The sequence below is a fragment of the uncultured Reyranella sp. genome (assembly GCF_945957355.1).
GTDB lineage: Bacteria > Pseudomonadota > Alphaproteobacteria > Reyranellales > Reyranellaceae > Reyranella.
The window spans coordinates 87,071-109,418 of the sequence record NZ_CAMFKM010000008.1 but is presented as its reverse complement, the minus strand read 5'-3'; the positions used below and the strand labels follow the sequence as shown (position 1 = coordinate 109,418).

26 protein-coding genes, 2 tRNA genes and 1 riboswitch are annotated in these 22,348 nt (G+C 66.3%); of the genes, 12 read left to right on the top strand and 16 right to left on the bottom strand.

Going from position 1 to position 22,348, the window contains the following annotated elements:
• Position 1 precedes the first annotated feature (1 nt).
• Genes Q0Q48_RS15020 through mdcB form a run of 3 tightly spaced genes read left to right on the top strand, consistent with a single transcriptional unit; the run spans position 2 to position 2,204 of the window.
• Positions 2-742 carry a biotin-independent malonate decarboxylase subunit gamma gene (locus Q0Q48_RS15020; RefSeq protein ID WP_295139140.1) on the top strand — a complete coding sequence of 247 codons (741 nt, stop codon included), beginning with the start codon at positions 2-4 and terminating at the stop codon, positions 740-742.
• Positions 739-1,374 carry a malonate decarboxylase holo-[acyl-carrier-protein] synthase gene (gene mdcG, locus Q0Q48_RS15015; RefSeq protein ID WP_295139137.1) on the top strand — a complete coding sequence of 212 codons (636 nt, stop codon included), beginning with the start codon at positions 739-741 and terminating at the stop codon, positions 1,372-1,374. Before Q0Q48_RS15020 ends, mdcG begins: the two co-directional genes overlap by 4 nt.
• Entirely contained in the window at positions 1,371-2,204 is an 834-nt protein-coding gene (mdcB, locus tag Q0Q48_RS15010) for a triphosphoribosyl-dephospho-CoA synthase MdcB (protein WP_295139135.1), read from the top strand. Before mdcG ends, mdcB begins: the two co-directional genes overlap by 4 nt.
• Here the strand turns inward: mdcB and Q0Q48_RS15005 are convergent.
• Positions 2,201-2,824, bottom strand: coding sequence for an HAD-IA family hydrolase (locus Q0Q48_RS15005; protein WP_295139132.1), 624 nt, complete (start codon positions 2,822-2,824; stop codon positions 2,201-2,203). The two genes, mdcB and Q0Q48_RS15005, sit on opposite strands and share 4 nt — an antisense overlap.
• A gap of 44 nt (positions 2,825-2,868) precedes the next feature.
• On the opposite strand from Q0Q48_RS15005, the gene Q0Q48_RS15000 reads away from it, so the two are divergent.
• A complete protein-coding gene (locus Q0Q48_RS15000; RefSeq protein ID WP_295139128.1) occupies positions 2,869-3,423 on the top strand; it encodes a GNAT family N-acetyltransferase in 555 nt (184 codons plus the stop codon).
• A 13-nt stretch (positions 3,424-3,436) separates the two neighbouring features.
• Here Q0Q48_RS15000 and Q0Q48_RS14995 read toward each other — a convergent pair whose 3' ends face one another.
• Positions 3,437-4,054: a TetR/AcrR family transcriptional regulator gene (locus Q0Q48_RS14995; protein ID WP_295139125.1), complete on the bottom strand. Its 618-nt coding sequence runs from the start codon at positions 4,052-4,054 to the stop codon at positions 3,437-3,439.
• Between the two features lie 114 nt (positions 4,055-4,168).
• On the opposite strand from Q0Q48_RS14995, the gene Q0Q48_RS14990 reads away from it, so the two are divergent.
• Positions 4,169-4,795, top strand: a complete 627-nt coding sequence (locus Q0Q48_RS14990) for a LysE family translocator (protein ID WP_295139123.1) — start codon at positions 4,169-4,171, stop codon at positions 4,793-4,795.
• Between the two features lie 4 nt (positions 4,796-4,799).
• Here the strand turns inward: Q0Q48_RS14990 and Q0Q48_RS14985 are convergent, their stop codons facing one another.
• The 9 genes from Q0Q48_RS14985 to Q0Q48_RS14945 all read right to left on the bottom strand — a co-directional run bounded on the left by Q0Q48_RS14985 (position 4,800) and on the right by Q0Q48_RS14945 (position 11,237).
• Positions 4,800-5,216, bottom strand: coding sequence for a biopolymer transporter ExbD (locus Q0Q48_RS14985; protein WP_295139120.1), 417 nt, complete (start codon positions 5,214-5,216; stop codon positions 4,800-4,802).
• 12 nt (positions 5,217-5,228) lie between these two features.
• Positions 5,229-5,960 (bottom strand): MotA/TolQ/ExbB proton channel family protein, encoded by a 732-nt coding sequence (locus tag Q0Q48_RS14980; RefSeq protein ID WP_295139116.1) that lies wholly within the window; start codon positions 5,958-5,960, stop codon positions 5,229-5,231.
• A gap of 11 nt (positions 5,961-5,971) precedes the next feature.
• Positions 5,972-6,772 carry an energy transducer TonB gene (locus Q0Q48_RS14975; protein ID WP_295139114.1) on the bottom strand — a complete coding sequence of 267 codons (801 nt, stop codon included), beginning with the start codon at positions 6,770-6,772 and terminating at the stop codon, positions 5,972-5,974.
• A gap of 22 nt (positions 6,773-6,794) precedes the next feature.
• Complete coding sequence (locus Q0Q48_RS14970; RefSeq protein WP_295139112.1) at positions 6,795-7,481, bottom strand: PepSY-associated TM helix domain-containing protein; 687 nt, start codon at positions 7,479-7,481, stop codon at positions 6,795-6,797.
• Positions 7,481-8,164, bottom strand: coding sequence for a Fe2+-dependent dioxygenase (locus Q0Q48_RS14965; protein ID WP_295139110.1), 684 nt, complete (start codon positions 8,162-8,164; stop codon positions 7,481-7,483). Before Q0Q48_RS14965 ends, Q0Q48_RS14970 begins: the two co-directional genes overlap by 1 nt.
• A 21-nt stretch (positions 8,165-8,185) precedes the next feature.
• Positions 8,186-10,477 (bottom strand): TonB-dependent receptor, encoded by a 2,292-nt coding sequence (locus tag Q0Q48_RS14960; RefSeq protein ID WP_295139107.1) that lies wholly within the window; start codon positions 10,475-10,477, stop codon positions 8,186-8,188.
• A gap of 242 nt (positions 10,478-10,719) precedes the next feature.
• Positions 10,720-10,795: transfer RNA gene (locus tag Q0Q48_RS14955), tRNA-Arg, on the bottom strand.
• 35 nt (positions 10,796-10,830) lie between these two features.
• Positions 10,831-11,133, bottom strand: a complete 303-nt coding sequence (locus tag Q0Q48_RS14950) for an ETC complex I subunit (RefSeq protein WP_295139105.1) — start codon at positions 11,131-11,133, stop codon at positions 10,831-10,833.
• A 27-nt stretch (positions 11,134-11,160) separates the two neighbouring features.
• Positions 11,161-11,237: transfer RNA gene (locus tag Q0Q48_RS14945), tRNA-Pro, on the bottom strand.
• An 83-nt stretch (positions 11,238-11,320) separates the two neighbouring features.
• Between Q0Q48_RS14945 and Q0Q48_RS14940 the strand changes: the two genes are divergently transcribed.
• Complete coding sequence (locus Q0Q48_RS14940; RefSeq protein WP_295139103.1) at positions 11,321-11,731, top strand: DUF2237 domain-containing protein; 411 nt, start codon at positions 11,321-11,323, stop codon at positions 11,729-11,731.
• A gap of 1 nt (position 11,732) precedes the next feature.
• On the opposite strand, the gene Q0Q48_RS14935 is transcribed toward Q0Q48_RS14940, so the two are convergent.
• A complete protein-coding gene (locus Q0Q48_RS14935; protein ID WP_295139100.1) occupies positions 11,733-12,623 on the bottom strand; it encodes a PhzF family phenazine biosynthesis protein in 891 nt (296 codons plus the stop codon).
• A gap of 3 nt (positions 12,624-12,626) precedes the next feature.
• Complete coding sequence (locus Q0Q48_RS14930; protein ID WP_295139097.1) at positions 12,627-14,294, bottom strand: formate--tetrahydrofolate ligase; 1,668 nt, start codon at positions 14,292-14,294, stop codon at positions 12,627-12,629.
• Between the two features lie 74 nt (positions 14,295-14,368).
• Here Q0Q48_RS14930 and Q0Q48_RS14925 point away from each other — a divergent pair, with 74 nt between their 5' ends.
• The gene (locus Q0Q48_RS14925; RefSeq protein ID WP_295139093.1) at positions 14,369-15,028 is read left to right on the top strand and encodes a class I SAM-dependent methyltransferase; all 660 of its coding nucleotides are present in this window, start codon (positions 14,369-14,371) and stop codon (positions 15,026-15,028) included.
• Here the strand turns inward: Q0Q48_RS14925 and Q0Q48_RS14920 are convergent.
• Entirely contained in the window at positions 15,025-15,531 is a 507-nt protein-coding gene (locus Q0Q48_RS14920) for a DUF192 domain-containing protein (RefSeq protein WP_295139090.1), read from the bottom strand. The genes Q0Q48_RS14925 and Q0Q48_RS14920 overlap by 4 nt on opposite strands.
• An 81-nt stretch (positions 15,532-15,612) precedes the next feature.
• Positions 15,613-15,714: riboswitch (TPP riboswitch) on the top strand.
• Positions 15,715-15,732: 18 nt separating this feature from the next.
• Here Q0Q48_RS14920 and Q0Q48_RS14915 point away from each other — a divergent pair.
• Genes Q0Q48_RS14915 through Q0Q48_RS14905 form a run of 3 tightly spaced genes read left to right on the top strand, consistent with a single transcriptional unit; the run spans position 15,733 to position 18,097 of the window.
• Positions 15,733-16,419 (top strand): ATP-binding cassette domain-containing protein, encoded by a 687-nt coding sequence (locus tag Q0Q48_RS14915; protein ID WP_295139087.1) that lies wholly within the window; start codon positions 15,733-15,735, stop codon positions 16,417-16,419.
• Complete coding sequence (locus tag Q0Q48_RS14910; RefSeq protein WP_295139084.1) at positions 16,416-17,153, top strand: ABC transporter permease; 738 nt, start codon at positions 16,416-16,418, stop codon at positions 17,151-17,153. The genes Q0Q48_RS14915 and Q0Q48_RS14910 overlap by 4 nt, the downstream gene beginning before the upstream one ends.
• Positions 17,154-17,155: 2 nt before the next feature.
• Positions 17,156-18,097: an ABC transporter substrate-binding protein gene (locus Q0Q48_RS14905; RefSeq protein WP_295139081.1), complete on the top strand. Its 942-nt coding sequence runs from the start codon at positions 17,156-17,158 to the stop codon at positions 18,095-18,097.
• 9 nt (positions 18,098-18,106) lie between these two features.
• Here the strand turns inward: Q0Q48_RS14905 and Q0Q48_RS14900 are convergent, their stop codons facing one another.
• On the bottom strand, positions 18,107-18,625 hold the full coding sequence (locus Q0Q48_RS14900) for a cold-shock protein (RefSeq protein ID WP_295139078.1): 519 nt from the start codon (positions 18,623-18,625) through the stop codon (positions 18,107-18,109).
• Between the two features lie 125 nt (positions 18,626-18,750).
• On the opposite strand from Q0Q48_RS14900, the gene Q0Q48_RS14895 reads away from it, so the two are divergent.
• A complete protein-coding gene (locus Q0Q48_RS14895) occupies positions 18,751-19,629 on the top strand; it encodes an SDR family oxidoreductase (protein ID WP_295139076.1) in 879 nt (292 codons plus the stop codon).
• Positions 19,630-19,885: 256 nt separating this feature from the next.
• Positions 19,886-20,443, top strand: coding sequence for a hypothetical protein (locus Q0Q48_RS14890; protein WP_295139074.1), 558 nt, complete (start codon positions 19,886-19,888; stop codon positions 20,441-20,443).
• A gap of 12 nt (positions 20,444-20,455) precedes the next feature.
• Here the strand turns inward: Q0Q48_RS14890 and Q0Q48_RS14885 are convergent, their stop codons facing one another.
• A complete protein-coding gene (locus tag Q0Q48_RS14885; RefSeq protein WP_295139070.1) occupies positions 20,456-22,252 on the bottom strand; it encodes an IlvD/Edd family dehydratase in 1,797 nt (598 codons plus the stop codon).
• Positions 22,253-22,348 lie beyond the last annotated feature (96 nt).

The following is a 22,348-nucleotide window of genomic DNA, read 5'->3' as shown; positions in this document are numbered from 1 at the left end:
CATGAAGAAGCCGACATCAAAAAAGCCGTCCGCCCGCGCCGTCCTGGCGCGCCTGTTCGGCGCGTCCGCCAGGGACATCGCCATCGAGAAGTCCGTGCTGACGGGTTACGCCACGGTCGGCGACGCAAAGGTCTGCGTCATCGGCACCTGCGATGGCACCTACATCGACAATGCGGCAGCACTCCGCCTCGCAGCGCACGTCATCGAGTGTATCGAGCGCGAACCCAAGACGCCGATCGTCATGCTGGTCGACAGCGCCGGCCAGGAGCCCAACCGCGTGGCCGAGATGCTGGGTCTCGCCAGCTACTTCGGCCATCTCCTATCGTGCCTCGAACTGGCACGCCGCAAGGGCCACAAGCTGATCACCGTCGCCACCGGCCAGGCCGTCGGCGGGGCATTCTTGTGCTACGGCATGTTCGCCGACCGCATCTACGCACTCGACCAGGCCAGCGTCGGGCTGATGCCGATCGCGGCAATGTCGGCCGTCACCAAGATTCCCGCTCCGGTGCTCGAGAAACTGTCGAAGACCATGCCGTCGCTCGAGTTCGGCGCCGCGCCCTTCGCGCTGCTGGGCGGCGTGGAGGAAGTCTGGTCGGCCAGTGACGACGTCCAGGCCAAGCTCGCCGCCGCGATAGCGGCCTCGTCGACCGAGGACAATCGCGCCGAACTGGGCCGGAAGCGCGGCGGCCGCAAGCTTGCCCTCGATATTCGCAAGAAGGTCCTCGTCGAATCCGCGCGATGACCGGTCTCCGGCGGCATACGCTGGTCTGGCTGTCGCAGGCTCCCGAAGTGGAGACCACCGACGATCGTGCCCGGGCGGCCGCCTGGCACGCGGCCGGTCGCCCGTTCGTCGTGACGCGCCGCCGGGACGACGGCAACGATATCGGCCTGGGCTTTTGCACCACCGAGCCGGCCCATCCCGAGCTGCGACCGCGCCGTGTCGCGGCCCGGACCGATCCGCGGCACGTCGTCCGCGAAGCACGTCCTCCCGCTCTCGAACAGATCGCCCGCTGCCCCGCGGCGGCGGCGCACGCCACCTCCTTCACGCACCTGATCTCCGCCGCGGCCGATGCCGGCCTCGACATCCGCGTCTATGGAAGCTGGATGTGGCAGGCCCTGACCGGCGAGCGCCATGTGCACGAAGCCTCCGATCTGGACGTGGTGATCGACGTCGCCGGCCTGGTGGCGGCGGGCCGTGTGGCCGCCTTCCTTGCGCGCGAGGCCCAGACACTCGCCTTTCGCATCGATGGGGAACTGTCCTTTCCCGGGCTCGGCGAGGTGCAATGGCGGGAACTCCTCCAGGACAAGGACGAGGTCCTGCTGAAGTCCGTCGACACTCTGAAGCTCGTGCCGCGTGCGCACCTGACGCGATGAACCCGAAGGATCACGCGCTGGCCCTCGCCGGCGTGAGGGCGATGCGCGACGAACTGCTGGCCTATCCCAAGCCCGGGCTCGTCAGCCCGATCGATTCCGGCGCCCATGCCGACATGGATTTCGCCCTGATGTGCCGCTCAGCCGATTCGCTGCTGCAGCCATTCACGGCCCTCGCCGCGGCCGGCCGCGCCGGCGGATCGTTCGAGCACGCCCTGATGCCCATCGGAATCGAGGCCGAGCGCGGAATGCTGGCGGTTACCGGCGGCGTCAATACACATCGCGGCGCGATCTTTTCGGTCGGTCTTGTGGTCGCCGCCATTGCCCGCACGCAGGCGCTCTCCGCGGAACTGTCCCCGGCAGCAATCCGCGCCTCGTTGAGGGACACCTGGGGCGCCTCCCTGGAAGCCCATGCCGACCGCGACGGCGAGACCAGCCATGGCGCCGAGGTGCGCCGCCGCACCGGACGGGATGGCGCGCGCCGCGAAGCCGCCCTCGCCTTTCCCAGCATCTTCGAGATCGGCCTCCCGGCCTTCCGCGCGGCGCGACAGGCCGCTCTCGACGCCAGGACCGCCGGCATCCAGACGCTGTTTGCCCTGATGTCGTCGATCGACGACACGACGGTGCTCTATCGCGGTGGCCTGGAGGGAGGATCGTTCGTCCGCCAGTCGGCGGCGAACTTCCTCGCCGACGGCGGCTGCCATCAGCCCGACTGGTTCGAGAAAGCAGAAGCGCTGCACCGCGCCTTCATCGCGCGCAACCTGTCGGCCGGCGGCTGCGCCGACCTGCTGGCCTGCACGCTCCTCGTCTCCCGCTGCTGCGGCGACGCCTAACCCCAGTCCGCCAACGCCCGTTCGAGGCTCTCCGGTCCACGATAGAGCACGGCGCGCCAGCCGGCCACGCGGGCACCGTCGACGTTGCTGGTCTTGTCGTCGACGAACAGGATCGACTGAGCGACCGTGACGCCCATGCGGGCCTGGGCGTTGGTGTAGAACACACGCTCGGGCTTGCAGACGCCCAGCGCCGCCGAATAGACGATCTCGTCGAAATGCGCGCCGAGGCCGAGATGGTCGCGCAGGTAGGCGATGCGGTGATGCTCCTGGTTGGTCGCCGCGAAGACACGGCCGCCGGTGCGCTGGCGCCATGCGTCGGCCTGGGCGAGGACACCGCGGTCGATGTCGGAGTCCTTCTCGAACCAATAGGAAACGAATTCTTCGAGCCGGTCGGCCAGGCCCTTGGTCTCGAAATACTCATGCAGCGCCACGTAGAGGTCGAGCCGGCCGCGCAGCACCTCCATGAACTCTAGCTTGAGGAAGAACTCGGGCGCCAGTTCCTCGTCATGGCTGAGGCCCCAGTCCTCCTTCAGGGTCGCGTACCAGGGATTGGGCGAGCCCGGCTGGGCGAGCGAGACGACGCCATCGATATCGAGGACGAGGATGGGGCTGGAACTCATGGCCCGGCATGCTACAGCACCCGGCCGGTCAAAAGGAAAGTCCGTTGCAGCTCATCGTGCCCGATCTCGCCCATCTCGACGGCTATGCCGATGCGCTGCGCCGCGGGTGGTCGCCCGACAATGTGCGGGTCGACGAGGCGCCGCTTGAGGAACTGGCCCGCATCGAAGCGGATCCGGCTGCCTTCGTGGCCTCGCTGGACGATCCCGAAGCCAAGGCCGGCCCCATCACCCTGCCCGACGGCACGATGGTTCCGAGGATGCCCGGCTACCGACGTTGGATGTGGGACGGCGAGTTCTGCGGCTCGATCGGCTTTCGCTGGCAGCCTGGAACGGCGGCCCTTCCGGCTTATGTTCTCGGCCATATCGGCTATGCCGTTGCGCCATGGAAGCGCCGGCGCGGCTACGCGACCCTGGCGCTCGGGATGCTCCTGAAGGAGGTCGCACGGCACGGGCTGCCGCATGTCGACCTGACGACCGAACCCGACAATCTGCCCTCGCAGAAGGTCATCACGGCCAATGGTGGCGTTCTCGTCGAACGCTTCGCAAAGGTCGCGGCACATGGCGGCAGCGAAGCGCTGCTGTTCCGCATCCCTCTCTGAGGCGCTGCCAGCTTCAGGACCGGGCCAGCCGTACCACCGTCTCGGCCATGGCCGCGAGAGCGGCCAGCCCGCGGGTCTTCAGCGCCCGGGACGAATCGCGACCGCCGATCTCGCCCTCGAGCACCAGCGTGATGAAGCCGTGCATGGCGGCCCAGGCGAAGTCGGCAGCGCGCTGACGCACCTCGCCCGAGGCGTGCGCCAGCACCTCGTCGACGACCGCGGCCTGCAGACGACGGACACCCTCGGCCCCCTCGTCGCCTTCCTTCAGCTCGATGCGGTTGGCCTCGCGGCTGAACATGAGCTGAAACAGCGTCGGATTGGCCGCCGCAAAGGCCATGTAGCCCACGCCGAGACCGACCAGACGCGCCGCCGGCTCGTCCTCGACACGCTGCACCTCGGCCGTCATGGCAGCCGTCAGCTCGGCGAAGCCGCGGCGCACCAGCTCGGCGAGCAGATCGTCCATCGACGCGAAATGGTGGGCGGGCGCCGCATGCGAGACCTCGGCACGACGCGCGCATTCACGAAGGGTGAAGCCACGGATGCCCTTCTCCTCCAGGAGCTTGCGCCCCGACGCCACCAGCGCCTCGCGCAGGTCGCCATGGTGATAGCCTCGCGTCTTGGTTCGCGTCATCCAGCCTCCGGCAAGATCAGATAGCGCCAGATCTTTACGATGGAAAGAGGCCAAATTCCGGCTGACGCCCCGGTTCGGGCGTGGCTTGATCCCCCGATATTCGATGGAGCTTTCATGACATTCGAGACTTGGGCTGCCTTTGCCGCCGCGTCGAGCGTCCTTCTGGTGATCCCCGGCCCCACCGTCCTTCTGGTCGTCTCCTATGCGCTGGGCCAGGGCTGGCGGACTGCGCTGCCCATGGCGATCGGTGTGGCACTCGGCGACTTCACCGCCATGACCCTGTCGATGCTGGGCCTGGGCGCCCTGCTCGCGGCCTCGGCCACGCTGTTCACGATCCTGAAGTGGGTTGGCGCCGCCTATCTGATCTATCTCGGCATCAAGCTGTGGCGCGCCGGCGGTGCGCTCGACGCCGCGCCGCGGACCGACGCCGTTTCCGCCGCAAAGATGCTGGGCCATGCCTGGCTGGTGACGGCCCTCAATCCGAAGAGCATCACCTTCTTCGTGGCATTCCTCCCCGCCTTCCTCGATCCCAAGGCGGACTTCCTGACCCAGATGCTGGTCTTCGAGACGACCTTCCTGGTCCTCGCCTTCGCAAACGCCTTCGGCTACGCGCTGGTCGCCTCGCGCGCCCGCCGGCTGGCATCGAACCCGCGTGCCATCGGCGTGGTCAACAAGGTGGGCGGCGGCCTGCTTGTCGGTGCCGGCGTCGCCACGGTGAGCTTCGCCGGGTCTCGGAGCTAGCGAGTCAGCGCGCCGGTTCGCTGACGAAGGCGACCTTGGAGAGACCACCCTTGGAGGCATCCGCGAGCGTCTCCATGACGTAGCGGTAGGGCACGGTGGCGTCGGCGCGAAGATAGACCTCGGGCTGCGGCCGCTTGCGGCCGGCCTCGGCGAACTTCTCCTGTGCCTCCTCGCGGGTCAGCCGTTCGCCGCCCCAGTGCAGGGCGCCCTGGGCGTCGATCGCGAACTCGATCTTCTCGGGTTTCTGCAGGTCCGCGTTGGCCGTCGCCTTGGGCAGGTCGAGCTTGACCACGTTGGTGAGCAGCGGCGCCGTCACGATGAAGATAACCAGCAGCACCAGCACCACGTCGATCAGTGGTACCATGTTTATCTCGGCCATCGGCTGGGACGAGGTCTTGCGTTCGAAGCTCCCGAATGCCATTGCCCGCCTCCCTCAGTTCACGGCCGCGAGCGGCACGCTGCCCGGCTTGCGGCCGGCCTGCAGCGCGCGGCCCATCGACAGGAAGGTCAGCAGTTCGAAGGCAAAGGCGTCGAGCTTGGCCGTCAGCACGCGATTGGATCGGGTTAACCAATTATAGCCCATGACCGCCGGCAGGGCGACGGCAAGGCCGATGCCGGTCATGATCAGCGCCTCGCCCACCGGGCCCGCCACCTTGTCGAGCATTCCCGAGCCCGACATGCCGATGGCGACAAGGGCGTGATAGACGCCCCACACCGTGCCGAACAATCCGACGAACGGCGCCGTAGCGCCGATCGTGGCGAGCATCGTGAGGCCGTTCTCCAGCGAAGTGGTCTCCTCGTCGAGCACCTTCTTGATGGTACGGGTCAGGAACTCGGTCTCGCTGCCCGCCTCCTCCAGCTTGGCCGCGCCGAACTTGGCGTGGTGGGCCTGGGCATGCAGCGAATGCGCCGTGAGATGGCCGAACGGCTCATTCACTCCGTGGATGTTGAGCTCGTTCTGCACCTGCTCGAGCGAGGTCGCGCTCCAGAAGAAGTTGAGGAAACGGCGGCTGCGCTCCTGGCGAACGATCTGCCCGATCCCCTTGTAGATGATCAGGTACCAGGAGATCGCCGACATCAATGCCAGCACCCCCAACAGGATCTTGGCGACGATGTCCGCCTGCGCAAGAAAATGGCCGAAGCCCAGGGCCGATGCGTCGCCCATGAGATGCTCTCCTACTGCAATACGAATTTGATCGGAACGTGGACCCAGACCGCCTGCGCCATCCCACGCTCGACATACGGTCGGAACTGCGACGCGCGCACGGCGCTCAGCGCCGCCTGGTCGAGATCGGTGTGACCCGAAGAAGCAGCCAGCGAGACCTGGGCCGGCCGGCCGGTCACGTCGACCAGTACGCGGACCGTCGCCGTGCCCTGCTCGCCCGCGCGACGCGAGCGGGCCGGATAGGCCGGGTTGGGCTGCACCAGCCAGCCCAGCTGCGAGGCCTGCACCGTCCGCGGCGCGGCTGGGGCTGCGGGCGCAGCCTGCTGTGGGCCCGGCTCGACCGGGGCCGCGGGGCGCGCCGGCTGTGGCTTGCGCTGCACCGGCTTGGGCTCCGGGGGCTTCGGCTTGGGTTCGACTTTTTTCTCCGGCGGGGGGATTTCCGGCGGCGGCGGTTCGTCGGGCGGCGGCAGGTCCACCTTGGCCAACGGGAATTCCGGCGGCGGCAGGTCGGGCGGCGGCGGATCCACGATGGTCGCCAGGTCGGGAGGCGGAGGCTTCAGGTCGACCGGCGGCGGCGGTTCGGAATCCTCGATCTCGACCTGGGCCGGCTCCTCGGCCGGCACCATCCGCACCTCCATCGGCGCGATGTCGCCCACCACCAGCTTCACCGGCTCGACCTGAGTCAGCGCCCAGCCTCCGCCGACATGGAAGAAGATCACGAGCACCAGGATTCCGCGCCGCGCCACGGTCGACAACGGCTCGCGCGAGGGTCCCGGCGGGCCGGCTTCCACGAGGGGCGGACTGGAGGACACGGGGTCTACCACTGCATCGCCCCTACAGCTGGAGCGGACTGACGACGAATGCCACCGTGGCGGCCACGGAGACGGCGAAAATCGTAATGCCGACCGCGCGCTTGCGATGCGTTTCCCACCACAGGATGACGCCGCTGATCGACAGCAAGATCATGCTGCCCGCCAGCGTATCGATCAACAGAATCCACGGCACGGGCATCGCCGTGCCCTTGTGAAGGTTCGTCAGCGTCGCCACGAATCCATTCTGAGTCGTGCGCACGGACAGCGACCGGTTGCCGACCCAGTACTCCGCCTGCACCAGGTGATTGGGGCCGCCGAAGTTCAACAGCCAGCGCTCTGGTTGTTGCAGAGGGCGGGCATTGTCGTCCCCGCTCCGCTCGACCCACGGAACGGGCCGTGCGCGCTCGACCCGCGCGTTGTTCGGGCCGCGGTCGAGCTTCAGCGACTGCTGCAGCCACGCGCCCATCGCCTCGATGGTCTGCGGCCGCGGGTCGGGCAGTTGGAGCTGCGCGTTGATCTGCTTCTGGTCGGGCAAGGACAGCTTCATCGTATTACGATGGTTCAACCAGACGCCGCTGAACCCGAACAGGAGACCCAGCAGCGCACCCCAAAGGCCGAACCACCCATGAGCCTTGCGCACCCAGCGCACGAAAGTCAGACGGCGATTCACCCTGCCCGCCTTCGCGGCCGCGGCCGTGGCGACGCTCATCAGGTCTCGCTCCATTGGCGCACGAGGTTGTGGTAGCAGCCGATCAGCGATCGGCGCGCGCCCTCGTCCGCACTGGTCTCGTTCAGGCGCTGGATGGCATTGTCCATGTCGTGCAGCAGGGACCTCTGCGTGTCGTCGCGGATCAGGCTCTGCGTCCAGAAGAAGCAGGCCAGCCGCACGCCCCGGGTGATTGGCGCCACGGAGTGCAGGCTGGTCGCCGGATAGACGACCATGTCGCCGGCCGCCAGCTTGACACTTTGCTGGCCATACGTGTCCTCGATCAAGAGCTCGCCACCGTCATAGTCCTCGGGATTGCTGAGGAACAGCGTCGCCGATACGTCGGTGCGCAGCTTGCGTCCGTTGTGCGGGTTGATGCGCACGCTGCCGTCGACATGGGGGCCGAACCGCATGCCCTCGCCGTAGCGGTTGAACATGGGCGGATAGATCTCGTTCGGGAGGACGGCGCTGATGAAGATCGGATGGACCTCCAGCGCCGCGCCCACGATGCGCTGGCAGGCGATCGCCGTCTCCGACCGCTCGTCTATCTGCTGGTTGAACTTCACGGGCGCGCCCTGGTAGCCGGCGGTCACGCGACCGTCGACCCAGGCGTTGGAACGATCCAGACGCTCGCGCAGGCTGACGAGCTGCGCGGCGCCGAGGACTTGGGGAACACAGACCAGCATGACGGGCGGCGGCTTCCGTCATCACAGGCGGTAGTTGAGCGTAATCATGCCGGTCGTTCCCGCTCCCATGACCGCACGACCGCCGTCCGAGGCGATGACGCCGTCGTAGTAGATCGAGTTGAACAGGTTGTAGACGTTGAGGCGCACGTCGTAGGTCGGCTGCTTGTAAGCCGCCGTCAGATCGAATCGGGTGTAGGCCGGCACGACCACCGTGTTGGTGTTGTTGGCGTAACGCTGGCCGACATAGAAGAAGCCGCCGCCGATCTCCCAGGTTTCCTTGAAGGTGTAGGTCGTCCAGAGGTTTGCCGAGTCGGTCGGCGTGTTGAGCGGCACCTTGCCGGTCGTGTTGCCGATGCCATTCTGATAGCTCAACCCCTGCAGGATGACGCCATTGAGGTGGGCATAACCGCCGAAGACCTGCCATTCCGGCGTGATGCGGCCGGAAAAGCCGACACGGCCGCCGGTCACCTGCACGTTGCCGGTCGGCGAGTAGGTGCCGTCGGGATTGGCCGTGCGCGCGTTGTTCTTGACGATCGAGAATACGGCGGCGTTGAGCGACAGGTTGGCATTCAGCAGCTCGTACTTCACACCCGCCTCCACGCCCTTGTTGTTCTCGGGCGGCAGATACGACCCGCCGGTCGTCGAGGTGAGCTGCTCGAGCGACGGATTGAACGAGGTGCTGTACGAAACGTAGTAGGATTGCGCCGGCGTCGGCTCGTAGATGATGCCGGCTCGAACGCTGAGGAAGCTGTCGGGCTGATACTGGAACGGGACCGCGGTGCTGCCGGCCGTGTTCGCACTATTGATCGAATTGCCGATCGACGCGGCGTAATAGTCCCAGCGCAGCCCGCCCACGAGCTTCACCTCCGGCAGGAGCTGGACCGTGTCGTTAAAGTAGAAGCCGGCGCCCCAGGCCTGCGAGGAGGCGTAGTTGCCCGGCACGGATGCAACGTTTCCGGGTGTGTTGGCGCCGACCGTGTACCCTGCGGGTGTGCAGCCGACGGATCCCGCCGGCAGGGCGATCCCGTTGCATGTGCCGGTCCGGCTGGATTGCTTGTTCGTGTAGGATTCGTAGTTCAGATCGATGCCCATCAGCAGCGTATGGCCGACGCTTCCGGTGTCGAACTTGGCCAACACCTCAGTCTGATTCTCCACCGTGATGTCATTGATGTTGCGGTCACGGCTGAGCTGGCGGATCCACAGGTTGCCCAGTGGGGCCGCACTGTAGGGGATATTGTTCGGTCCGCGCGGCGCCGCCACGAAGCCACCATTGGATCCAAGCGTGCCGACGAAGCCGCCGGAGGTTTCGCGCACCGCGGTGTTCACCCACACGAACTCCGTCTGATTGCGCAGGTTGAGGTTCGGCGCAAACTTATGCTCGATCAGACTCTGGAGGGTGACGACGTCTTGCTCCGTATAGTCATCGTTGAACCCCCAGGCCGTGTTGCGTGGCGCATTCAGCGGATAGCCGTTGAGGTTGGGGACGCCGTAGTTCACCTGGTCTTTCCGGTGCATCAGGTAGGCGCCGAGCGTGACCTCCGTTGGCGTGCCGATACCGAGCTTCACCGTCGGCGCCAGCCCAAAGTCGAGCATGTTGGTCTGGTCGACGGTCGACGCCTTGCCGGCCTGGAACATGGCTGACACGCGGGCCGCGTTGGTGTCCTGGAATGGCGTGTTGACGTCGGCTGTGGTGCGCACGAGACCGTTGGTTGTCGCCTGGGCGCTGAGTTCGGTGGCCTGCTTCAGGAACGGCTTCTTGGTCACCTGGTTGATGACGCCGCCGGTCGAGCCGCGGCCGAAAAGCATCGAGGACGGTCCCATCAGCACCTCGACCTGTTCCAGGGCGAACACGTCGCGATAGTACTGGCCGCGGTCGCGCATGCCGTCGAGATAGATGTCGGTGCGGGCCGAGAAGCCGTTGATGTTGATGTTGGTACCGATGGCGCCGCCTTCGGCCGAGCCGATGGTGACACCCGGCGCGTTGCGGACGGCGTCTTCCAGCCTGGTCACGCCCTGCGACTGCATCAGGGCGCGGTTGATGACGACCACCGACTGCGGCACGTCCATCAGGTTGGCGGCACCCAGGCGGTTGATCGAGCCCCGCGTCACCTGGAAATCCTCGCTCGGGCGACTGCCGGTCACCGTCACCGTCTGCATGGTCGCGGGTGCGGCCGCCGGGGCCGCGGGCTGGTTTTCTGTCGAAGGCGTGTCGGACGCGGGTGCTGGCGTCTGGGCGGGATCCTGTTGGGCCATGGCGCCAGGCGCCACGAGCAAACCAACCAACGCCGTCTTCACCGGTACGCGCTTCGCCATGATTACTCCCCGGAAGTTCACTCGCTTCCCCATAATTGAGGATAATGCGAGTTATTATCACGGACAGATTGTGGCACTGATAATTACTCGCATGCAATAGAAGGATGCAGCCTTGCAAATGCGTTTCATCTGCGATGAGTGCGAGGCCGACGGCAGCCGCGCCATCGCGCAGGCACCACGCTGGGATCCTTGGCCCCATTGGCCAGCCCAAGTCGATTGCAAGTGCGGCCCGGCCGCAGAGTTGGCGCGCCCGGCTGGATTCGAACCAGCGGCCTACCGCTTAGAAGGCGGTTGCTCTATCCACTGAGCTACGGGCGCCTGCCGTCTCAATATCACACGCCCGGCCTGGACGTTCAGTGCGTCCAGCGGCCGACCCGGTTGAAGGCGAAATTGTCGGCATAGGCCTTGGCCCTCACCGGCCGGCTGTGCGGCTGCTCGACCGTATACTGCCAGCCGTTGCGCTCGGCATGGGCCTTGGCTTCCTCGAGGGTCGGAAAGAACAGGCGAACCTGCTGCATCGTGTTGCGGGAGCTGGTCCAGCCCATCAACGGATCGATCTCCTTGCGCGACGGCTCCGGCTCCAGCACCCACTCATGGGTATTGCCCGTTCCCGACTGCATGGCCGTCTTGGCCGGCTTGAAGATGCGAACCTGCATGGCTTCCGCTAACTCCGTTTGCGGGCGTGGTCGGGGCGGCCGGATTCGAACCGACGACCTTCTGCGCCCAAGGCAGACGCGCTACCAGACTGCGCTACGCCCCGCCGATACACCTCTTTGACGCGAGGGTTTCTACCAGCGGCCCCGCCGCCTCGAAAGCTCAAATTCCAGATGCTACGCTGGAACCATGTTCGATCAGACGCCTGAGCAGGGCCGCCCCGACCGCCGCGCCCCCTCCATAAACGTGCTGGGCGGCGTGCTGGAGCCCTGCTCCACCCGGCCGGTCACCGGTTTCTATCGCGACGGCTGCTGCAACACCGGCGCGGAGGATATCGGCCTGCACACGGTTTGCGTGGTCCTGACCGCCGAATTCCTGTTGTTCTCCAAGTCCCGCGGCAACGATCTCAGCACGCCGATGCCGCAATACGGCTTCCCCGGCCTGAAACCCGGCGACCGCTGGTGCCTGTGCGCCAGCCGATGGAAGGAGGCCCTCGACGCGGACGTCGCGCCCCAGGTCGTGCTGGAAGCGACCCATGCCGTCACGCTGCACGTCGTACCGCTCGCCGACCTGAAGCGGCACGCCTTCCGCCCCCACTAGCTCACAGTACAGCCTCGCCGCGCAGCACCGGTACGCACTGCCCGGCAATGGTGGCGCGGATGCCGTCGGCCCTGCGGCGCGCCGCGACCCGCAGCAGGCTCGGCCGCCCCATGACCACGCCCTGATGGATGTCGAGCCGCAATTCCGCGGCGCTGGTGAGCGAAAGAAGGAGCGCGCCAAGGGGCCCCGCGGCGCTGCCGGTCGCGGGGTCCTCGATCGTGCCGCCAAGGGGCGCGAACATGCGAGCTTGAACAGTTCCACTTGCGGCATGCGCGTAGAGATACAGTCCAAGGCGGCCGTTCAGGGCCGGCGTCTGCTCCAGAGCCTCGCGAAACGACGGGAAGTCCGGCGTCGCCCTTTCGAGGGCAGACAACCCGACTTCGGCAATGACGAATGGATTGCCCAGCGAAGCCCCAACCGGCTTGTGTGCGCCTACGCGAATATCCGCCGGCGTCAGCGACGCGCAGGCGGCGATGATCCCAACCGGCAACTCCGGACCCAGCGAGAGCGGTTGGGGTGCGGCGATCGTCGCGCCTACGGGCGCACCGCCCTCGTCACGCTCGACGTCGATCTCGACGAGGCCTGCCAGTTCCTCGAACAGGAGTTTGCCGTTCCGGTCCCTGCCCTGCTGCGCCAGCACATAGGCAGTGCCGACGTTGGGATGGCCGGCGAACGGCATCTCGCGCGTGCGCGTGAAGATGCGGACGCGAGCCGTATGGGCGGGATTCTCCGGCGGCAGCACGAAGGTCGTCTCGCTCAAATTGAACTCGGCGGCGAGCGACTGCATCTCCGCATCGCTCATCCCCCTCGCATCGGGAAAGACCGCCAGCGGATTGCCGCCGAACCGGGTGGTGGTGAAAACGTCGACGGTGACGAACGGATAGGTGCGCATCGCTCAGAAGATCCCGTCCACCTGGCCGTCCTGCGTCAGCCGGATGTTCTCCGCCGCTGGCACGCGCGGCAGGCCCGGCATGCTCATGATCTCGCCGGCCATTGCCACGACGAAGCCGGCGCCGGCGGACAGACGCACCTCGCGGATGGGCAGTGTATGGCCCGTCGGCGCGCCGCGCAGTTCGGGATCGGCGGCGAAGCTGTACTGGGTCTTCGCGATGCAGACCGGCAGCCTGCCGTAGCCCGCGGCCTCCAGCGCCTTCAGGCGCCGTTGCGCAGGTCCGGCGATCGCGACGCCCGAGGCGCGGTAGATCTCGCGGGCGATGGTATCGATCTTCTGGGCGAGCGGCATGTCGTCGGGATAGAGCGGCTTGAAGGCCGCCTTGCCTTCGTCGAGCGTCGCGATGACGGCGCCTGCGAGGTCCTCCGCGCCGGCACCGCCCTTGGCCCAGTGCTCACAAAGATAGGCTTTGGCACCCGCCACCGCGCACTGAGCCTCGATCGTTTCCAGCTCGGCCGGCGTATCGGTGAGAAAGCGGTTGATGGCGACCAGCACCGGCAGCCCGAATTTCCGCAGGTTCTCGACATGGCGCAGCAGGTTGGGCAGGCCGCGCTCGACGGCGCCGACATCTTCCGTGCCGAGGGCCTTTTCATCGGCGCCGCCGTGCAGCTTGAGGGCGCGCACGGTAGCCACGACCACCGCAAGTTCCGGCTTCAGCCCGGCCTGCCGGCACTTGATATCGAGGAACTTCTCCGCGCCGAGGTCGGCGCCGAAACCCGCTTCGGTGACGACATAGTCGCCGAGCGCCAGGGCAGCGCGAGTGGCGATCACCGAGTTGCAACCATGCGCGATGTTGGCGAACGGGCCGCCATGAATCAGCACGGGATTGTTCTCCAGCGTCTGCACCAGGTTCGGCTTGGCCGCATCCTTCAGCACGGCGGCCATCGCGCCGGCAGCCTTGAGGTCGCCCGCCGTGATCGATCGGCCGTCGCGGGTCTCGGCAACGACGATCCGGGCCAGTCGCGTTTCGAGATCCTCGAGATCGCTTGCGAGGCAGAGGATCGCCATGACCTCCGACGCCGTCGTGATGTCGAAGCGCGCCTGCCGCGGAAATCCGTTGGCGACGCCGCCCAGGCTGACGACCGTGTCGCGCAACGCGCGGTCGTTCATGTCGAGTACGCGCGGCCAGAATACGCGGCGGCTGTCGATCCCCAGCGCGTTCCCCCAGTAGATGTGATTGTCGAGCATCGCGGCCAGCAGGTTATGCGCGGTCGTGATCGCGTGGAAGTCACCGGTGAAGTGCAGGTTGATGTCGGCCATCGGCACGATCTGCGCCTGGCCGCCGCCGGTAGCTCCGCCCTTCTGGCCGAAGCAGGGTCCGAGGCTCGGCTCCCTGAGGGCGATCGCCGTTTTCTTGCCGAGGCGACTGAGTGCGTCGCCCAGGCCGATCGTCGTCGTCGTCTTGCCCTCGCCCGCCTTGGTGGGATTGATCGCGGTCACCAGGATGAGGTGGCCCTGCTCGCGCTCGGAGAGCGACTTCACATAGTCGCCGTCGAGCTTCGCCTTGTCGCGCCCATAGGGCTCCAGCGCGTCTTCCGGGATGCCGAGCCGCGCGGCGACATCGTTCATGGGCTTCTTGATTGCGCGCCGCGCGATCTCGATATCAGACATACAAGCTCCCAAAATCCGCGTTTCGTGGCGCGCGACCCTAGCGAGGCGGGCGTACCGAGCCAACAGGAGACAGCATGAAGAGCTGGCCAAAAATCGACGGCGCTACAGCCGACTATGTCGACGCCAACTGGCTGCGCGAACCGCCGCTGCGTCGTCGACTTCGGGAGGAAACCGCGACCTTGCCGCGCGCCGGCATGCAGATTTCCGCTCATCAGGGGCAGCAGATCGAGTTGCTGGCGCGCGCCATCGGTGCGCGGCGGGCGGTGGAGGTCGGCACCTTCACCGGCTACTCCTCCTTGTGCATCGCGGCAGCGTTGCCGCAGGACGGCAAGCTGTGGTGCTGCGACGTCAGCCCCGACTATACCAAGGTCGCGCGCCGCTACTGGAAGGAAGCCGGCCTCGACCGCCGCATCGAACTCACGATCGGGCCCGCGCTCGGTACGCTCGACTGGCTGCTGGCGCAGGGACTCGCCGGTCAGCTCGACCTCGCCTTCATCGACGCCAACAAGGACGACTACGACGCCTACTACGAGCGCTGCCTGAAACTCGTTCGGCCGGGCGGGCTGGTGTTGATCGACAATGTCCTGTGGGGTGGCTCGGTCGCTGATCCAGCGGAAGTCGATCGCGACACGCAGGCGCTGCGTACCCTCAATGCAAAGCTGAAGGGCGATCGACGGATCGACCTCGCCCTTCTCGCCGTCGGCGACGGGATGACCTGTGCCCTGAAACGCTAGGCGTTTCCAAAGATCGGGTGAAGGACCTTGTCGCCCGGCTTGATGCCCAAAAGCTTGGCGCTGCCGCCGTTGATCTCGAGGACGGCGCGCACCGGGAACTGGCTGGGGATGGTCTCGGTAGAGTGCGGCACTGCATTGGCGTGGACCGACTTGATCGTGCCGTCGGCGGCGATGAAGACCATGTCGAGGGGGATCAGCGTGTTCTTCATCCAGAAGCTGACCGGCGCTTCCTTGTAGAAGTCGAACAGCATGCCCTCGTAGGGGCCGAGCTTCTCGCGGAACATCAGGCCCCGCGCGCGCTGGGTATCGTCCAACGCAAGCTCGACGTCGAACTTGATCTCGCGGCCACCGGACACCACCACCAGCGACGAGCGCTTGAAGTGGAAGTCGTTGGCGCCCTGCTGCGCCCACGCGGCACCACCGGCCAGCGCGAAGGGCGCTGCAAGGAAGAGGCGCCGACCGAGCGCCGGCCTGGAAGAACTCTGGGTGACTGCTTGAACCATGGCCATGGCATAGAGCGTGGACGGCGATTTCGTCAAACCGATGACCCTTGCGTGAAAAGAGTCGCGCAACCATAGTGTCGGCCGCTCATCGGGGGGAGCCGCCTGGCGGCTGAGAGGTCCGGAAGGACGACCCCGAACCTGATCCGGTTAATGCCGGCGTAGGGACTGGTGGCTTCGTTGACGTCTTCGCCTGCTCTTTCGGTGCGTTCGGCACATATCGTCCTCGACGGCCATGTCGTGGCCGAGAACCTGTCACTCGATTTCCCCGCCGGCAAGACCACCTGCCTGCTGGGCCGCAGCGGCGTCGGAAAGACTTCCCTTCTGCGCCATCTCGCTGGCCTGCTGCCGGGGGCGGAGGCGGCAGGTCCGGTCGCCTATATGGCGCAGCGCGACCTGCTGCTGCCCTGGCTCGGCGTGCTCGACAATGTGCTGCTGGGCTACCGCCTGCGGCTCGACGCGGCGGGCCGGCGGGCGGCCGAACCGCGCGCGCGGTCCCTCATCGCGGAAGTGGGCCTAGCCGATCGCATGTACGACCTGCCGCAAACCCTGTCCGGCGGCATGCGCCAGCGGGCGGCCCTGGCGCGCACGCTTTGCGAGGATCGCCAGATCGTCCTGATGGACGAGCCGTTCGGGCATCTCGACGCCGTGACGCGGCTGGATCTCCAGGACCTGGCGGCGCGGCTTCTGCGGGGCCGGACGGTGGTGATGGTCACTCACGATCCGCTGGAGGCATTGCGCCTCGGCCACGAGATCCGCGTGCTGTCGGGTCTGCCGTTCGCCGTTGGAACGGTGATCGCCCCCTCCGGCGACGTGCCCCGCGATCCCGGTGACGCCGGGCTTCTCGCCCTGCAAGCGCGACTGATCGCTGAACTGAGGAGAGGCTCTTGAGGCCGCTGTTCACGGCCCTCGGCCTGATCGCCGCCTGGGAAGCGCTCGTGTGGCTGACCGGCGTGCCGCCCTACATCCTGCCGCCTCCCTCGCGCATCGCGGTCGTACTGATCGAACGGTTCGATTTGCTGATCGAACAGGCCACCTGGACAGCCGCCGAAATGGTCCTCGGGCTCCTGCTCGGCCTTGTCCTGGGGGCGGCTCTTGCCATCGTCTTCGCCGCCTCTGCCGGCTGGCGGCGCTGGGCCCTGCCGCTCGTGATCGTCTCGCAGGCCGTCCCGGTGATTGCCGTCGCACCGCTTCTGGTCCTCTGGCTGGGTTACGGCATGGCGTCCAAGGTCGCGATGGCCGCCCTCGTCATCTTTTTCCCCGTCGTGAGCAGCCTTTACGATGGCCTGCGCCGGACCGATCCGGGCTGGCTCGAGCTTGCCCGCACCATGGACGCCTCGCCGCGCGCGGTGCTGCTTCACATCAGGTTGCCGGCAGCCCTGCCCGCCTTCGCTTCGGGCGCGCGCATCGCCGCCGCCGTGGCGCCGATCGGCGCGGTCATCGGCGAATGGGTCGGCGCCAGTGCCGGCCTCGGGTTCCTGATGACCCAGTCGCTGGCCCGCGGCCAGACGCCGCTCGCCTTCGCCGCCCTCACGATCCTCTGCCTGCTCGGCCTCGCCCTTTACTACGCATCCGACCAGGCTGCGCGACGGCTCGTGCCGTGGCAACCCTTCCAAGGAGACTGACCATGCAAATCACGACCCGGTTGATCGCCGTACTGGCGCTCTGTTGCCTGGCACTTCCCGCCGCCGCGCAGGACAAGGTCCGCATCCTGCTCGACTGGTTCGTCAATCCCGACCATGCCGCGCTGGTGATCGCCAAGCAGCGCGGCCTGTTCGAGAATCAGGGCCTCGACGTCGAACTCATTGCGCCGGCCGATCCCAACGCCCCGCCCAAGCTCGTGGCGGCTGGCCAGGCCGACTATGCGCTCTCCTACCAGCCGACCCTGCAGATGCTGGCGGCCGAAGGCCTGCCGCTGGTGCGGGTCGGCGTGCTGGTGGCTCAGCCGCTGAATTCGCTGGTTGCGCTGGAAGACTCGCTCGTGAAGACCATCGCCGATTTCAAGGGTCGCAAGATTGGCTTCTCTGTCTCAGGCTTCGAGGAAGCGGTGCTCGGTGCCATGCTCGAAAGCGCAGGCCTCACCCTGAAGGACGTGACCCTCGTGAACGTCAACTTCGCCCTCACCACCGCGCTCATGAGCAAGCAGGTCGACGGCGTCATCGGCGCCTTCCGGAACTTCGAGCTGAACGACCTCGAACTGAACAAGGCCAAGGGACGACTCTGGCGGGTCGAGAAGCATGGCGTGCCGACCTACGATGAACTGGTCATCCTCGCGAAGCGCGAGACGGTCGACGTCGCCCGCACGAAGAAGCTGCTCGCGGCACTCACCGAGGCCACCGCCTGGCTGACCGCCAATCCCGCCGAGGCTTGGGCGAGCTTCTCGCGGTACGGCAAGGATCTGGACAACGACCTCAACCGGCTGGCGTGGAAGGACACCATGCCCCTGCTCGCCGCCGATCCCGCCACGCTCGACCGCGCGCGCTACACGACGTTTGCTGATTTCCTCGTGAAGCGTGGCCTGATCAAGCAGGCGCCGCCCCTCGACAGCTACCTGCGGGAAATCAAATAGCGAGGTCCGTCACGCGCCGCGGATCTCGACGACCTGCAGGCCCTTCTGGCCCTCGGCGACGCGAATCATCACCTTCTGTCCCGGCGCGAGCGAATCCATGCCGTGGCGCCGCAACACCGCGGCATGCACGAAGACGTCCCCTTCGGCCGTCTCGCGCGTGACGAAGCCATAGCCACGTTCGTTATTGTACCATTTCACCAGCGCGGCGATGTAGTCGCCCACGGCAATGCCGTCCGGAATCGGCGGAGGTTTCGCAGCCACAGCAACGGCTGTCGATTGATCGACGTCGATCACCCTCATGACCTGCCAACCCTTCGGCCCGCGGACACCGGCACAGACTACGGTTGCGCCGGGCTTGAGATCTTCATGCCCGGACTGACGTAGTGTCGTTACATGCAGGAACGCGTCGCTGTTGTCGCTGTCCAGGGCCAAGAACCCATACCCTTTGACAGCGTTGAACCACTTGACCTTACCACGCAGCTCAACCGTACCGACGTCCCCGCTCGTCTCTCCCAGATGGGTCGTCATTCAACGATCCCGTGTTGTTATGCAGAAATCGTAAACATGGATTGTTGAAGAAGCAACAGTCCTTGTACGGGAATGCAACCTCACGCTAGACGAATTTCCAGAAGTGTTCGCGGGAGGACCGACAAATGTTCAAGACCGACCTGTTCAAGGGCAAACGATTCCTGGTTACCGGAGGTGGTACCGGTCTCGGTCGCATGATGATGGAGAAGTTCGTCGAGCTGGGTGCAGACTGTGTGATATGCGGCCGGCGCGGCGGCATTCTCGAGGAGACCGCCCGGCAGGTCATGGAGAAATACCCCGGACGCCGGGTCGATTTTCATTCGGTCGACATCCGCGTCGCCACGGCCGTCGAGGAGATGATCGAGCAGATCTGGGCGACCGGCCCGCTCGACGGTCTGGTGAACAACGCCGCCGGCAACTTCATCTCCCAGACCAAGGATCTCAGCCCCCGCGCCTTCGACGCGATCGCCAATATCGTGCTGCACGGCACGTTCTACATGACCAATGCCTGCGGCAAGCGCTGGATCGCCGAGAAGCGCAAGGCCAGCGTTCTCAGCATCCTCACGACCTGGGTGTGGACGGGCAGCCCGTTCGTCGTGCCCTCGGCCATGTCGAAGGCCGGCGTCGCCGTCATGACCCAGAGCCTCGCCGTCGAATGGGCGCGCCACGGCATCCGTCTCAACGCGATCGCCCCCGGCCCCTTTCCAACCGAGGGTGCCTGGGCCCGCCTCAACCCGCTGCAGGAAGGCAACGACACGCGCTACAACACGCGCAACCCGATGGGCCGGGTTGGCCGTCCCAGCGAACTTGCCAACATGGCGGCCTTCCTGATGAGCGAGGAGGTCGAATACATCAACGGCGAGGTCATCGCGATCGATGGCGCCATGGGCATCATGGGCAATGGCACCTTCTCCAACATGTTGTCCTATCGCGAAGAAGACTGGGTTCGCATCCGCGAACAGATCCAGTCGACCAATGCGGCGGACAAGGCAAAGCGCAGCTAGCGGGTAGATGCGCGCGCCCTGCCGACCTGTGACTTTCATGCAACAGGCCGGGGCGATTGAGACGAGGTAAGGCCTGGAAGTGCCAAAGTCGCCAGGGCTACTGGGTCTCCAGCCTCAATTGAGCCAAAGTGTCATGGTGTTTTGACGCTCCCAAAAACGAGCAAACATCGGGTCCCCGAGAGATCCAATCGTGCAGTCCAGTAGCAAGTCGGTCGCCCCCCTCATCCAGCGTTTGCCCCGTCGGCGAATGCTGTTCATGGGCACTGCCACGGCCGGCTTGCTGGTGGCCCCCTCCGTCTTCGCGCAGAGTGTGGATGCGCGTCACTGGCAGGGGGCGTCCGCCGTCACACGGCAGCCCGAGCATGTGGTGGCGACCACCGTTGCCGAATGGCGAAGCCTCTGGAGTCGTGTCGGCACCCCCGCTCCCGACATGTTCGAGGCCGGCCGGATGAATGCCGTTGGCATCTTTCTGGGACGGCGCAGTGGCGAGGGCTATGCCGTCAACGTCCTGTCTACGGCACGCCGGCGCGATCGAATCGTCGTCGTCTTCGAGGAACGCATGCCGGCCGAGATGATGATGGCCCAGCGCGGCGTCACATCACGGCCCATCGCAGGAGGGGTCGCTGCGAGCGCCGCTCCCTCCGCTCTTCCGCCGGGTGCAGCGGGCTTCGCCGCGCCGGGTGCAACGGCGTCGCTGGCCCCGCCTCCGCCGCCCGCCGCCCGCCCCGTCGGCCAACCGACCTCGCCTTGGGCGATCATCCTCATCAACCGTGCCGATCTCCCGGTCTCGGTCGAGCAGCGCCTTTTCCGCTGATTTGGCGAAGCGTCAGTGGGAGTGCCGCGGCACTCCCTTGGTCTTGGCGATCTTCTGGTAGTTCACCGCGAAGTCGAGGCAGGCGCCGCTGGCGAGCTGGCCGACGAACTTGCGCTGCAGTTCCTGCCACGGCGTCTGGCTGGGCACGATGTCGGGCTTCCAGGCCTTCTTGCGCCGCGCTAGCTCCTTTTCCGTGATCATGATGTCGGCGGTGCGCTTGCCGATATCGACCCGGACCCTGTCGCCCGTCTTCAACAGCGCGAGCCCGCCGCCCACGGCGGCTTCCGGCGAGGCGTTGAGGATCGACGGACTGGCAGAGGTCCCGCTCTGGCGACCGTCGCCGATGCAAGGCAGCAGCAGCACGCCGCCCTTCACCAGCCGGTCCGGCGGCAGCATGTTCACCACCTCGGCAGCCCCCGGATAGCCGACCGGGCCGGCATTGCGGATGACCAGGATGCTGTTCTCGTCGATCGGCAGCGTCGGGTCGTTAATACGGTTGTGATAATCCTCCGGCCCCTCGAACACGATGGCTGTGCCTTCGAAGGCATCGCGGTCGCCCTTGCGCTCGAGATACTTCTCGCGGAATTCCGGCGAGATCACCGAGGTCTTCATGATCGCCGACTCGAACAGGTTGCCGCCCAGCACGGCAAAGCCCGCCTGGTCGAGCATTGGACTGTCGTAGGTCTTGATGACCTCGCCGTCGGCCCTGATTGCGTTGCGCAGGTTCTGCGCCACCGTCTTGCCCGAGACGGTCAGCGCATCGCCGTGGATCTTCTTCTTGTTCAGGAGCTCCTTCATCACGGTCGGCACGCCGCCCGCGCGATGGAAGGCCTCGCCGAGATACTTGCCGGCGGGCATGCAGTTCACCAGCAGCGGGATGTCGTAGCCGATCCTGTCCCAGTCCCTATTCTCCAGCGTCACGCCGATGTGGCGCGCGATGGCATTGACGTGTGGCGGGCAGTTGGTCGAGGCGCCCAGCGCACTCGCCGCCACGATGGCATTCTCGAACGCCCTGCGGGTCAGGATGTCGGAGGGCTTCAGGTCCTCCCACACCATGTCTACGATGCGCTTTCCCGTTTCGTAGGCCATCTGGCCCCGCTCCTTGTACGGGCCGGGAATGGCTGCACAGCCGGGCAGCGACATGCCGAGCGCTTCGGCCATGCTGTTCATCGAGAGCGCTGTGCCCATCGTGTTGCAATGGCCGACGCTGGGCGCGCTCGACGCCACCATCTCGATGAACTTCTCCATGTCGATGCGGCCCGCCGCGAGCTCCTGGCGCGCGTACCAGACGATGGTGCCCGAGCCGGCAAGACCGCCGGCGAAGTGACCGTCCAGCATTGGCCCTCCGGAAAGGACGATGGCCGGAATATCGACGGTGGCCGCGCCCATGATCATCGCGGGCGTGGTCTTGTCGCAGCCGGTCGTCAGCACGACGCCATCGAAGAAATAGCCGTAAAGACACTCGACGAGGCTGAGATAGGCCAGGTTGCGATCGAGCGCCGCCGTCGGGCGCTTGCCGGTCTCCTGGATCGGGTGGACCGGGAACTCGATCGGGATGCCACCGGCGTCGCGAATGCCGTCGCGCACACGCGTCGCCAGGTCGAGGTGATGGCGGTTGCAGGGCGAGAGGTCGCTGCCGGTCTGGGCGATGCCGATGATCGGCCGCCCGCTACGCAGTTCGGCCAGCGTCAGACCGAAATTCATGTAACGCTCGAGGTAGAGCGCGGCCATCGTGGGATCGCCCTTGGCATCAAACCATTCGCGGCTGCGCAGTTGGCGCCTGGCGCCGCTCCCGCTCTTCTTGGCCATCCACTTCCTCCAGATTTGTTGACACAACCCTGGGAGAAGGCGTGCCGGAAGTCCAGCGCATCGCTTGAGGTTCAGCCGATGCCGTGGGACCCTCGG